Source organism: Chryseobacterium panacisoli (assembly GCF_008274625.1).
GTDB lineage: Bacteria > Bacteroidota > Bacteroidia > Flavobacteriales > Weeksellaceae > Chryseobacterium > Chryseobacterium panacisoli.
On the sequence record NZ_VTRU01000001.1, the window covers coordinates 410,066 to 423,154 of the forward strand.

Below are 13,089 nucleotides of genomic sequence, written 5' to 3' on the forward strand. Positions count from 1 at the left end.
TATATACCTTTCAATCAATTGTTATTAAATTTTACATTTTGAAAATTAGGTGTTATCCATATCTGAGAAACCTTAGTTACAACATTCAGGCAAATAAAAATCCTCTGAAAAATAATTCAGAGGATTTTTTATTTTTATCTTCTCGCAGATGATTCTGATTGAATGGATTTTACAGTTTAAATTCTAACTTCACATTGAAGAAACGCCCTGTAAGACGTACCGGGACAGGATACATATAATTACTGTTATAGTCAGTGATCCATTGGTTTGCTACCGTGTTGTTGATGTTGAATGCATTGAAAACCTGAACTCCTAATGTCAGCTCTTCAAAATTACCCCAGAATCCGGATCTCTTATTCTTTTCTTTCGGATCAATAAATACCTTTGTTAATCCTAAGTCTACTCTTTTATAAGCAGGTAGTGTCTGCTGGTAATTATAAGCTGAACCAAAATCCGGCTGTCCGTTGCTGTTGAATAGTACAGGAGCTCCTGTAGGCAATCCCATAGCATAGACCAAAGTAAGGTTCACACGCATAGACGGAAAGCTTGGCATATAATCCTGATAGAACATGGCAAATCTCAATCTCTGATCTGTAGGTCTCGGAATATCTCCTCTTCCATCAATATTTTCATACACTCTGGCATAACTTGCAGACAGCCAAGAATCTACACCAGGTACAAATTCTCCAAACAGCCTGGTATCAATACCATATGCATATCCTTTGGAATTATTCTGCCCGGAATAACGGATCCTCACATTATCCATATAATACGGAATCAGATTATCCATTTTCTTATAATAAAGTTCTGTAGTCAGTTTAAATGGTCTGTCATACATCTGGAACTCATAATCATTGGCAAGAATTACCTGGATAGAGCGCTGTGACTTTATATTAGAGTTAAAATTACCGTCCAAATCTTTAATTTCTTTATAGAAAGGAGACTGATAATAAATACCTCCTGAAATTTTGAACAACATATCGCTTTCCCAATCCGGCTTGATAGCAAACTGAGCTCTCGGAGAAAATATTGTTTCTTTATTGAAACTCCAGTTGGCCACACGTACTCCCGCATTCACGAATACTTTGCTGGCTCCCCAGTAGAACTTCTGTGAATACTGTGCATAGGCAGAAAGTCTTGTAGGCTCAATATTATTTTGTCCGGCAATATAATAAGCAAGCTTAAGGTCTCCTGTAGTCCCTGTTCTCGGATCAATCACTTCCGGCCTTGGAAGACTGTATCCTGCAGAATCTACAAGTTTCCACTCATTGGTAAAGTCCTTAAGATTTTCTTTCTCATATTTAAATCCAACTTCAAAGTCGGTGTTTACATTAGGAGAAAATTTAGCTCTGAACTGTGTTCCGTATGTTCTTACAAACAAATCGTTTCTTGCATGTTCTATCTGTCCGCCAACATCAAAAGAGGTTACAGGCTGCTGTGTTACCGGATCAAATGTCTGAAGCTCATATGCTGACTGTATGGTATAATATTCTCTTTCTCTGTTCTGATACGCAAAAGCATCCAAAGTAAGCTTCCATTTATCAGCCGGCTTATAGTTCATGGAAAATGTACCCATCATATTTTTATACTGGTCATTTTCTTTACCCGCATATCCTATATTTACTGTAATAGGCTGCTGAAGACTTCCGAAAGTAACACTTTTTGCCTTAGGAATCATTTCGTAATCATTCTTGGAGTAATATCCGATGAATGACATAGAGAATTTATCACTGACATGGTAATTCAGATAAGACTGAAAATCCCAATACGTGGGGTTAAAGTCCGTATCTTCCTTTAAGGTATTCAGAACAAGATTGGTATTTCTGTATCTTCCGGAAAATAGGGCTGTAAATTTTTTATTTTTTGAAGCCAGACCAGTTGTCAGTCTGCCTCCAATCAAACTAGCCTCTCCTGAAACTTCAAATTTTTCAGGTTCACGGTAATAGATATTTAAAGCAGAAGACATTTTATCACCATATTTGGCTTCAAATCCTCCTGCTGAGAAATTTACAGTAGAAACCATATCCGGATTGATGATACTCATCCCTTCCTGTTGTGAATTTCTGATCAGGAAAGGTCTGTAGATCTCAATATCATTGATGTAGATAAGGTTTTCATCATAGTTTCCACCACGAACCATATATTGGGATGACAGCTCGGTATTGGAGTTTACGGAAGGAAGAGTCTTAAGCAATCCTTCAATTCCACCGTTGATAGAAGCTACAGATTTTGCTTCTTTTGCTGAAATTCTCACATTGGTAAGGTCGTTGGTTCTTCCTGTTGATTTTTTCTGGAAGACAACTTCCTCTATATCGGTTACTCTAGTGGTCGCTGTATCCTTTTTTCTTTGTTGGGAGAAAATCAGAAACGGGACCATAAGGCTTAGCGGTAAAACTAGTTTTTTCAAAAGAAATGTTTTAGAATTTCTAAAATTAATGTTTTTTTAACAATTACAAAATCGATTCTCTAATTCTTGTCAATTTTTGTAACAAATCTTCTAATAAATCTAATCTTAACATGTTGGCACCATCAGACAATGCGGTTTCCGGTGTAGGGTGTGTTTCTATGAAAATTCCGTCTGCTCCTACTGCAATTCCTGCTTTAGCAACAGTTTCGATAAGATCTGGTCTTCCACCCGTAACTCCTGAGTTCTGGTTAGGCTGCTGTAAAGAGTGGGTAACATCTAAAATAACGGGAGCATATTCTCTCATCGTAGGAATTCCTCTGTAATCAACGATAAGGTCTGTATATCCGAAAGAATTTCCTCTTTCAATAATGGCTACTTTCTGGTTATCAGAATCTGTTACTTTCTGAACAGCAAATTTCATAGCTTCCGGTGAAAGGAACTGTCCTTTTTTCAGGGTAACACATTTTCCTGTTTTCGCTGCCGCGATTAATAAGTCAGTCTGACGAACAAGAAATGCAGGAATCTGCAGAACATCTACATATTGTGCTGCCAGCGCTGCGTGTTCATTTTCATGAATATCTGTTGTTGTAGGAATATTGAACGTCTCTCCTACTTTTTTAAGGATTTCAAGAGATTTCTCTTCTCCAATAGTTGTGAAAGAATCTACACGGCTTCTGTTTGCCTTTTTGAAGCTTCCTTTGAAAATATAGGGAATATTATATTTATCTGTGATATTGATTACTTTTTCAGCAATTCTCAATGCCATATCTTCCCCTTCAATAATGCAAGGTCCGGCAATAAGGAAAAAGTTCTTTGAATCTTTGTGCGAAATATTATCTAAATACTGAATCATTTTGTTGTAATTAAAAAGTTCAGTAAAAATACTGAGAAAGTTTCAGAACTCGAAATTATTTAAGACTTTCATTATTGTTGATTTTCTTGCAATAACAGTTACTTATCTTTTAGGACTGCCATTTTATAAAATACATTTGAATTTCATAACTTTATATAATGAAAGCAAAAGAAACTTTGACGGAATTCTATGCTTTGCATGGAAAAGAGCCTAACAATATAAGCCCGTTCAATGTATACCGCAGGGAAAGTTTTAAATGCAGCACTCGTCTGGAACCCGTGTACCGCAGAGATTTTTATAAAATATCAATGATTTCAGGCGGAACCGGTATATTGAGCTATGCAGATAAGTTCATCAGAATCGACAGGCCCTGTATTGTTTTTCTCAACCCGCTTATTCCCTATTCCTGGGAACCGACTTCTATACAACAGGAAGGTTATTTCTGCCTTTTTAAAGAAGAGTTTGTATTGCCTGCATTAAAAAATGAAAGCCTTGCAGGATCACCCCTGTTCAAAGCGGGAGGAGATCATGTATTTTTTCCGGCCGATGAGAGCATTCAACTTTTAAAGATTGTATACGAAAATATGCTTAAAGAAGAGCAATCCGATTACCCTAATAAATATGATCTCCTCAAAAGCTACGTCCGGATCATTATGCACGAGGCCATGAAAATGCAGCCTCCCCAAACATTTCACAGACATCCCAATGCTTCAGAGCGGATCAGCAACTTATTTTTTAAGCTTCTGGAAAATCAGTTCTTTATCGATTCACCGGAAAAAGCACTTTCATTAAAAAATGCCAATGAATTTGCTACACAGCTTAATATCCATACAAACCACCTGAATAAAGCGTTAAAGGATACTACAGGTAAAACCACTACCGAATGGATTGCTGAACGTATTCTGAATGAAGCAAAGTCCCTGCTGCAGTTCAGCCATTGGGATATCAACGAAATAGCCTACTGTCTGGGATTTGAGCATTCTTCAAACTTTATTATTTTCTTTAAAAAAAAGGTGGGAGAATCTCCTGCTCAATTCAGGAAAAATATTCTTTCCATTTCATAACTTTCAGCTTGTTTCGCATAATTATTTTTGATTACCAGAACCGAACTTCGTGTCATCAAAATCAATAAATAATGACACAAGAAATTTTAAAAGGAAAAGTAGCTCTCATTACAGGAGGAACAACCGGTATCGGACTGGCAACAGCAAAATTATTTCTGAAATCAGGAATAAGAGTAGTGATTGCGGGGCGCAGACCGGAACAGGGCAACGCAGCACTAGAAACACTACGGTCAATAAGCTCTGACATTCTGTTTATTCAGACTGATGTCTCAAAAACTAATGAAATTCAAAATCTTATCAATGAAACAGTAAAACACTTTGGAAAACTGGATATTGCCTTTAATAATGCAGGGATTGAGGGAAAGTTCCTGCCCATTGACGAAACTCCTGAAGAAGAATTCGACAGCGTAATGAGTATCAATACTAAAGGAGTCTGGATGTCCTGTAAATACGAGATACAGCAGTTTAAAAAACAAAAAACAGGCGGAGTCATCGTCAATACTTCTTCCTGGCTGGCAAGAGGAGCATCTGCAGGTTCCGGTGTGTATTCTGCAAGTAAAGCTGCATTAGACGGATTAGTAAGAGCTTTGGCCATTGAAACGGCTCCTGAAAACATCCGGATCAATAATATCCAGCCGGGATATATCCGTACTCCTATGTTTGACCGGTTCTTTCCTGAAGAAAATGCCGAAGAGGCAACAGAGCCTTTTAAGAAACATGCTCCCATCGGGCGCTTTGCTGCTCCTGAAGAGGTAGCCGAACTCGTGCTTTGGCTGAGCAGCCCTTCAGCTTCTTTTGTAACGGGTGAAAGTATTCTGATAGACGGAGGACTGGCTATTGGCGGACAACGGTAAACAATTCAAAAAAAAATGAAAAAATTATGTTTTTTAATGTCCTTTATTCTGGGATATTCACAGCAGAAAACAAGTGACTTTTCAATTTCAAAAAAGATGATACCAGATAACAAAAAAGATTCAATAGTATATAACCGGCTTTATCAGTACGGGATTGCCGATGCATTTGTTGGCGGACTTTATAAGGGCACATTATCCCTGAAAGATTTAAAATCAAAAGGTAATTTTGGACTGGGAGCTCCTGATATGCTGGATGGAGAACTTACCATAATGGACGGAAAAGTATACCAAACTAAAGCAACGGGAATCACCGTGGAACCTGAAGACGGATTTAAAACAGCTTTATCATTTGTCACATTTTTCAGCCCTGAAACGACTCTCTTTATTGAAAAGAAAGCAGACAGGGCATCCGTTTTACAGCAAATATCCAAAAAACTCCTTAATAAGAATTCAATATATGCCGTTAAAGTAACCGGAAAGTTTAACCTTGTGAAAACAAGAGCATTCCCACCCGTAGAAAATGAACCTTTTCCCACTTTAACATCTATTTTCGATAAGCAAAAAATTTTTGAATTCACTCACACAGAAGGAGTAATGATAGGATATTATATCCCGGAATATCTGAACGGAATTAATGTAAAAGACTTCCATTTTCATTTCCTTTCCACAGACAGGAAACAGGGCGGACATATCCTGGATTTTATTGGTGAAAACCTGAAAATAGAGCTTGCAGAACTTGATGGTTTTGAGCTTGAAATACCTAAAGATAAAGATTTTCAGAATTTTCAGTTCAATACAAAAGACAATGAAGCCCTGAAACGGGTGGAGCAAGGAAAATAATATCAATGCTGTTCAGAGAAAAAGGTTTTATAGGTGTGTTTAAAAGATACCTATGAAACTTTTATTTTTTCAAAATTTTTTCAAACGTATTGATATTACGGCTTGTCAACTGATCTTTAAGGCTTTTCTTGCCTAATACTTTCCCGAAAGTCGAATCTAAGGTATTGCCTTTCGGAACCTGCCAGTAAAATATATCATTTACAATTTCCGCCTTCTCATTTTCAGACCGGGCAGCTTTTTGAAACTCCTCCATCAGGACCTTTTCCACACCCGGCATTCCTACGAAAGAATAAATATGAAGATCGTCTTTTTTTTCAAAGGGAACGCTATTCCAGAAAACCTCAACTTCTTCCTTAGATCTGATAAATAAAAAAGCTTCATAAGAAAAGTGATCTGACATTGCTTTTTCCAGAATCACCTTTAAATCCTGAGTATTTTTATCCGAAGAAAAAACAATGTTTCCTGACGCTAATATTGAAACCACATCAGTCATACCGGCATCTTTAAAGACCTGACAGACATCAGCCATTTTCATGTTCGTTCCTTTTACGTTGACACCTCGGAGAAAAGCACAGTATTTCATTTTTTCAGGGATTAGGGATTAGATAATAGGTTGCAGGGTTTGGAGTGAGCTAAGGGAGTTCCTTATTTTTTAAATCTTTAAATGCTTAAATATTTTAATCAACCCTAATGTACAAATTATAGTCTGTTCCGGAAGGTTTCAGATTGTAAATTTTTTCCAGAATTTTATTATCACTTTTCAGATGGTCTTTCACTCTGAATTCTTTTAAAAGCCTGTAATGGGTTTGATAATACAATGAATTTTCACTGTTTCCTTCATATAGATTCTGGTAAGAAAGAAGGTATTTTGGTTTTCTTGTCTTTACCGTATTGATCCAGTAGTTCACTTTATCTTTCTTAATTTCTTCCTGAATCTGCTTATCTACCAATCCAACCTCATCAATTGTTTTTAATCCTGAAAAATAAGGTACATAACCAGCCGGTTCCAAGAGTATCCACTGATTTTTATCCTTTTCATACTGATTTAAAAATGTTCCAATCGTTCTTCGGTAGTTCCACTCCCCGTTTCCTGTTGCAATACAGTGAACAGTCTGAAAAACAAACATTGGGAAGATATAGAATATAACAAGCAATGACAGCCATAGGTTTCTCTTCTCTTTCTGTTCCAGCACAAAAATAAGAACAGGAACAAAAAGCAAAAGCTGAGGCACCCAGTAGTACCAGTCGAACAAGCTTTTCTGAGAAATAAAAATAATCTGTTTTACCCATCCGAAAATAAAGATCATCCATAAGAAGTAGTTTCTTTTTTCTCTTTGTCTGATCAGATAAATAAAACAAAGCAGTTCAAAAATCAATATTACAACCGTCATAGGATTGAAATTTCCGGGAACTTTCAGCATTCCCCAGAAGTTTCCGAAGCTCTTAAAAAAGTAGCCGATATGCTGCTGGATCGTAAAATTCTCACTATAGAGCAGTTTTTTGGCTGTAATGGTATTATTAACCAATTCTCCAAAGTAAAACCAGTTGAAAGCAACCGTGGATAGAACACCCAGAATGCCTCCAAAAATATAATTCCATCTGATTTTTCTGTTCCAGAATAGATCTACGAGAAATACAATTCCCAGGAATATCACAGTATCAATTCTTGTAAACATAATTAACACCGGAAGAAGTGTCAGCATCCATTTTTTCCCTTTATGGAAACCATAATATAACAATGCCATCTCGAGGAAAAACAGGATTCCATATTCCATTCCGAGAATTGAAATTTTAATGGCTGGCGGTAAAATGCCGATCAAAAATATAAAGATTGCCTTATGCCACGGGTTTTTAAGAACCAAATGGGAAAGCAGCAAAGTTCCTATTGTAAACAGTATAGAATTAAAAATCAAAAGAGGTTCAATAAAGTTTTCTTTTCCAAAAACAAGATTGAAAAGGTAAGATACAAAAACATAAAAATGGGTTGTAGATGCAGAAATTTTAGCATCTCCATTGAACCCGATTACTCCGTAATCCAGTAGATTCTGAGCCACTCTCCACGTAATAAACGCATCCTCCTGGATATAATGTGTCAGTAAAAAAAGAAGTTTAAAAGCAACTGTAGCAATTACGGCATAGATAGGGAACCTGCTACTTTTTGTTTCAGCCATTATGTATTTTTAGTTTCACAAATATAATCTTAATATTCAGGAATCCCAATAATAAAAAAACGGAACCGAAGTCCCGTTTTAAGTATTTTATTTAGTTGCTTTGATAATTGCTGTCGTTATCTGATTTTCTTTTTCTTTTGAATAAGTAGAATCATAAGGTTCCATCACATCAAATAAGTATTGATAGAATGGCGTGATCTGCTGAACATTTTCAGACTCTTTCATCGCCTTTTCTTTGCCCATTTCCTGAAGATCTTTGACAAATACATTGAACTTCTTATCAATAGGCTCTATAGATTTCACCAGATAAGCATATGCTTTTTCTTTCTGTCCGATCTTCGTGTAAGCATCCGTTACAGCCGCTACTACAAGAGAATATTCCATAGGTTTTGTTCTCATTTGTCTTCTCAGGTAGCTTTGATCTGCTTTGGAAAGGCTTAAATAATAATCATATTCTTCAAAGATTCCTTTTTTAAGAACCTCAGCAAGCTGAAGACCTTTCTGCTCCTGTCCTGCAATAATGTATCCTGATACGATTGAACTTAATGAACGAGGATCGTTATATTTCTCAGCAGGAATTTCTTTTGCTGCAAGATCCAGAATTTCTAATGCTTTAGCTTTCTGGCCGTTTAGTGCAAGTGCAGCTGCTGCTCTGCTCGCTGACATTCTATAGCTGATAATATTGGAAGTAGCTGTTTCATCAAAGTGAGCATTTAAGTTTTTGAAGTTCCCCCATCTGAAGTTTTTCACAACATTATAAAGAGAATTAGTGTCTACTCTTCCCATATCTCCATCAGCTGTAGGAGGCGTTTGGATAGGAATTAATCTGTAACTAAATCCATCAAACTGAAGGTAATCGTTCAGATAGAAAATATTCTCACTGTCATAGATACCTCCTGATGAGAAGTTGATTGGACGCTTCCAGTCGAAGTTTGCCAAAAGATCCATCAAAATAAGGTTGTTCTTATATAATGTATTTCCTTTGTAAGTAATCATGATCTGATTCGCAACGTTTGGAAGATCTTCTTTGTTGATAATTCCTGCTTTTAAGGCATTTTCTTTATTTACCGGAAGAATGAATTTATTTACCGGAAGAATGTTATATTTTTCAAATTTCTCTTCTCCAAAATACATTTTCAACAATTCATCTTTCTCAGGAGATTTGAACTTAATAAAATTGATCGCTTCTTTCAATGTTAAAGAATCCTGAGTTAGATACTTTCTGAAAGACTGGAATTCTGTTTCCGGAGCTCCCTGCTCTTTCAGCATAGAGAAAACACCCTCCCAATCTTCTTTCTTCATCATATAGATCTGGTCATTCACACCATCTCTGTAATCTTCATGGGTCAGCTGGCTAGGGATTCCCATAGCGTTGTAAGTTCTTCTTTTTATCTGGTCAAGGTTCCAAGGCGTTGAAGCAAGGGTAAAGTTTACTACTTTCACATCATCTCTGAATCTTTCTGTTTCCTGAATTGCCCAAACCGGATACGTATCGTTATCTCCGTAAACGAAAAGGATATCGTTTTTCGGTAATGATTTTAAAACTGAATATGCATAATCATATGCTGTATATCTGTTGCTTCTGTCATGAACATTGTAGTTCTGGAAACCCATCATGAAAGGAACGCCTAATAAAACCACTCCCAAAGCAATATTAGCCCCGTTTGATTTTATTTTAGACTGCAGGAACCATAGAATTGCTCCTGCTCCCATACCAATCCAGATCGCAAATGCGTAGAATGAACCTACCATTGCATAATCTCTTTCTCTCGGCTCAAAAGGTTTTACCCCTGTATAGAAAACAATCCCGACACTTGTTAAAATAAATAATGATAACAATGCATAGAATCTCCCGAAATCTCTGTTTAGTTGGAAAAAGAATCCAATTAAACCTAAAATTAATGGAAGGAAAAAGAATTTTACCGTACTTTCATTCTTGAATTTAGCAGGCATTTTATCCTGATTTCCTACATTTACATTATCGATAAAAGGAATCCCGGAAATCCAGTTTCCTTTTGTACTTTCCATATTTCCTTCAAGGTCATTCTGTCTTCCTACATAGTTCCACATCAGGTATCTTACAAAGTAATATCCGTTCTGGAAAGAAATGAAATACTCCATATTCTGAAGAAATGAAGGTTTCTGAACATTGATAAGGTTATAAGGTTTTACTTTCAGATAATCTGCAGCCGTGATTGACTTGTCTTCATATTTTGTTCTCAGTTCGTCAAAGATCTGCTTGGCCTGTGGATTGTCTGCCACATCTTCATTAGCATAATTGAATGTAAAATCAGGAGCTCCATACATTGAAATATAATTAGCCATTACATCCTTATCCTCATTAAACATTCTTGGCATTAAGCTTACCTGAGATTTATTGAAGACATAATTGAAACGGTCTCCAGTCTTTCTGTACGTTCCGGTTTTCTCATCTTTTTCGTAGATCTCTCCGGTTTTTTGTGTCTTAAAGCTTCCGTCTTCATTTTTCTCAATTCCGTTAGCATCAAGGAATGCTGTATAGTTTTGTCCGTAGATTGTAGGCCAGTCACCATACTGCTCTCTGTTATAATAATCCAGCATACCAATCGCAGTATCAGGATCATTAAGGTTCATCGGCGGATTAGCATTGGCTCTGATAGGAATAACCATCCAGCAAGAGAATCCGATCATCATGAAAACCACAGATAATGCTGCAGTCTGGTAGATGTTTTTCTTTGCTTTTCTTGCATATTTAATTAAGAAATAACAAATCGCTACCATTAAAACAAAAGCGGCAATTGTTCCGGAGTGGAAAGGAAGTCCAAGACCATTTACGAAGAAAATCTCAAGTCTTCCAAACATCGTCATAATCAAAGGGAAGATAATTTTGAAAACAATAATCAAAATTCCCAATGTAATAAGGTTTGCCCAGATAAAATTTTTCCAGGTAAACTTATAGTTTCTCGCATAATATACCAGACATACTGCAGGAATTGCCAGCATACCCATCATATGCACTCCTACAGAAAGTCCTAAAACGAAGAAAATAAGAATAATCCATCTTTCACTGTCTCCCGCTTTGTATTCGTTTTCCCATTTGGTGATCAACCAGACCAAAAGTGCAATAAACATAGAAGCCATAGAATAAACCTCTCCCTCTACTGCTGAGAACCAGAATGTATCTGAAAAGGTAAAGCAAAGTGCTCCTACCGCTCCGGCAAATAAAATAGAGATTTCCTGATGTTTTGTAATTTCTTCAAAATCTTTGTTCAGAAGTCTTCTCACAAAGTGTGTGATCGTCCAGAACAAAAATAAAATAGTCAGCGCACTGAACAATGCAGACATCGCGTTGATTATGATAGAATAATTTTCGCCCTTCCCTAATGCAAAAATGGCTGCCACGGCACCCACTATCTGGAATAAAGCAGCTCCGGGAGCATGCGTTACTTCAAGTTTTACTGCAGAAGAAATGTACTCGCCACAATCCCAAAAACTGAAATTGGGTTCTATGGTGGACAAGTACGTGAAAAACGCAATGACGAAAATCACCCATCCTAAAACGGTGTTCCATTGCCTAAAAGTCCAATTTTTCATAGTATTAAATCAATTATGCGAAAATAAGGCTTTTATCTTATTTTAGGCGGGTTTTAACAAAATTTAAAAATTTTGGCGTAGTATTTGCGATTATAGACGTGTCAAAACTGTAAATAAGAAAATGACTTTTTACAAAACTATGCCCTAGAAACCAAACAAAAGTTTAGTAATTATTTATTTTTTTGTATTTTTGCAGTCAGATTTTTATTGAAAATAACAAATAATGAGTAATGTTTACGATAATATTCTTGGCCTAATAGGACACACTCCGATGGTGAAGCTAAATACTGTTACAAAAGATATTCCAGCAACCGTATATGCCAAGTTAGAATCATATAATCCTGGACATTCCACCAAAGACCGAATCGCACTTCATATTATAGAGAACGCAGAGAAAAGAGGCCTTTTAAAAGAAGATTCTGTAGTGGTAGAAACTACTTCAGGGAATACCGGGTTTTCTATTGCGATGGTATGTATCATTAAGGGATATAAATGTATTCTTGCAGTAAGTGATAAAACAAAACCTGAAAAAATTGCTTATCTGAAAGCATTGGGAGCTACGGTGTATATATGCCCAGCCAATGTACCGGCAGATGATCCGAGATCATACTATGAAGTTGCTAAAAGAATCGCCCAGGAAACTCCTAATTCTATTTACATCAATCAATATTTTAACGAGCTTAATATTGATGCGCACTATCAGACGACGGGTCCGGAGATCTGGGAACAGACACAGGGTAAGATCACTCACCTTTTTGCCTGTACAGGAACTGGTGGTACGCTATCCGGTTCTGCCAAGTTTTTGAAGGAAAAAAATCCGGATATCAAGATCATTGGTGTGGATGCAGATGGTTCTATATTGAAGAGCTATCACGAGACAGGAGAAATCCATAAAGAAGATGTACATCCTTATCAGATTGAGGGAATGGGTAAAAACCTGATCCCTGCAGCCCTGCTTTTCGACAAGGTAGATGAGTTTGTAAGGGTAAATGATGAGATGTCTGCGTACAGAACCCGCGAAATTGCTTTGAAAGAAGCTATCATGGGAGGTTATACCACCGGAGCTGTAACGCAAGGATTAATCCAGTATGCCCAGTCTCATGAGCTTACAGAAAATGACCTGATTGTTTTAATATATCCTGACCACGGTTCCAGATACATCACTAAAGTATACAGTGACAAATGGATGGCCGAGCAGGGATTTGTCAACAACTGTGTTCACAATTATGACGAAGTTTTCAAAACGGAGTTTATCAAATAAAAACGAATAAAATCACGATACAATTAAAGCCTTTTGCGTGTTCAGACAAAAAAGGCTTTATTACTT

9 protein-coding genes are annotated in these 13,089 nt (G+C 36.7%); 4 read left to right on the forward strand and 5 right to left on the reverse strand.

The genetic code is table 11. The features are described 5' to 3' along the window. Positions 1-169 precede the first annotated feature (169 nt). Both FW781_RS01945 and kdsA read right to left on the reverse strand, forming a co-directional pair. Positions 170-2,407 (reverse strand): TonB-dependent receptor plug domain-containing protein, encoded by a 2,238-nt coding sequence (locus FW781_RS01945; RefSeq protein ID WP_149385881.1) that lies wholly within the window; start codon positions 2,405-2,407, stop codon positions 170-172. 43 nt (positions 2,408-2,450) lie between these two features. Continuing rightward, on the reverse strand, positions 2,451-3,260 hold the full coding sequence (kdsA, locus tag FW781_RS01950; RefSeq protein ID WP_047385197.1) for a 3-deoxy-8-phosphooctulonate synthase: 810 nt from the start codon (positions 3,258-3,260) through the stop codon (positions 2,451-2,453). Positions 3,261-3,418: 158 nt separating this feature from the next. Here kdsA and FW781_RS01955 point away from each other — a divergent pair, with 158 nt between their 5' ends. The 3 genes from FW781_RS01955 to budA all read left to right on the forward strand — a co-directional run bounded on the left by FW781_RS01955 (position 3,419) and on the right by budA (position 6,018). Then, the gene (locus FW781_RS01955) at positions 3,419-4,324 is read left to right on the forward strand and encodes a helix-turn-helix domain-containing protein (RefSeq protein ID WP_149385882.1); all 906 of its coding nucleotides are present in this window, start codon (positions 3,419-3,421) and stop codon (positions 4,322-4,324) included. A gap of 71 nt (positions 4,325-4,395) precedes the next feature. After that, complete coding sequence (locus FW781_RS01960) at positions 4,396-5,178, forward strand: SDR family NAD(P)-dependent oxidoreductase (protein ID WP_149385883.1); 783 nt, start codon at positions 4,396-4,398, stop codon at positions 5,176-5,178. 96 nt (positions 5,179-5,274) lie between these two features. Next, complete coding sequence (budA, locus tag FW781_RS01965) at positions 5,275-6,018, forward strand: acetolactate decarboxylase (RefSeq protein WP_149387342.1); 744 nt, start codon at positions 5,275-5,277, stop codon at positions 6,016-6,018. 61 nt (positions 6,019-6,079) lie between these two features. On the opposite strand, the gene FW781_RS01970 is transcribed toward budA, so the two are convergent. The 3 genes from FW781_RS01970 to FW781_RS01980 all read right to left on the reverse strand — a co-directional run bounded on the left by FW781_RS01970 (position 6,080) and on the right by FW781_RS01980 (position 11,762). Beyond that, positions 6,080-6,601: a DUF1697 domain-containing protein gene (locus tag FW781_RS01970; RefSeq protein WP_149385884.1), complete on the reverse strand. Its 522-nt coding sequence runs from the start codon at positions 6,599-6,601 to the stop codon at positions 6,080-6,082. Positions 6,602-6,695: 94 nt separating this feature from the next. Further along, positions 6,696-8,189, reverse strand: a complete 1,494-nt coding sequence (locus FW781_RS01975; protein ID WP_149385885.1) for a hypothetical protein — start codon at positions 8,187-8,189, stop codon at positions 6,696-6,698. 87 nt (positions 8,190-8,276) lie between these two features. After that, positions 8,277-11,762, reverse strand: a complete 3,486-nt coding sequence (locus tag FW781_RS01980) for a glycosyltransferase family 117 protein (protein WP_149385886.1) — start codon at positions 11,760-11,762, stop codon at positions 8,277-8,279. A gap of 223 nt (positions 11,763-11,985) precedes the next feature. Here FW781_RS01980 and FW781_RS01985 point away from each other — a divergent pair, with 223 nt between their 5' ends. Continuing rightward, positions 11,986-13,023 (forward strand): PLP-dependent cysteine synthase family protein, encoded by a 1,038-nt coding sequence (locus FW781_RS01985; protein WP_149385887.1) that lies wholly within the window; start codon positions 11,986-11,988, stop codon positions 13,021-13,023. The last annotated feature ends 66 nt before the right edge of the window (positions 13,024-13,089 follow it).

Coding starts and splice junctions, on each gene's coding strand:
- kdsA (WP_047385197.1), bottom strand. CDS start 3,260: ATGATTCAGTATTTAGATAATATTTCGCACAAAGATTCAAAGAACTTT.
- FW781_RS01955 (WP_149385882.1), top strand. CDS start 3,419: ATGAAAGCAAAAGAAACTTTGACGGAATTCTATGCTTTGCATGGAAAA.
- FW781_RS01960 (WP_149385883.1), top strand. CDS start 4,396: ATGACACAAGAAATTTTAAAAGGAAAAGTAGCTCTCATTACAGGAGGA.
- budA (WP_149387342.1), top strand. CDS start 5,275: ATGATACCAGATAACAAAAAAGATTCAATAGTATATAACCGGCTTTAT.
- FW781_RS01970 (WP_149385884.1), bottom strand. CDS start 6,601: ATGAAATACTGTGCTTTTCTCCGAGGTGTCAACGTAAAAGGAACGAAC.
- FW781_RS01975 (WP_149385885.1), bottom strand. CDS start 8,189: ATGGCTGAAACAAAAAGTAGCAGGTTCCCTATCTATGCCGTAATTGCT.
- FW781_RS01980 (WP_149385886.1), bottom strand. CDS start 11,762: ATGAAAAATTGGACTTTTAGGCAATGGAACACCGTTTTAGGATGGGTG.
- FW781_RS01985 (WP_149385887.1), top strand. CDS start 11,986: ATGAGTAATGTTTACGATAATATTCTTGGCCTAATAGGACACACTCCG.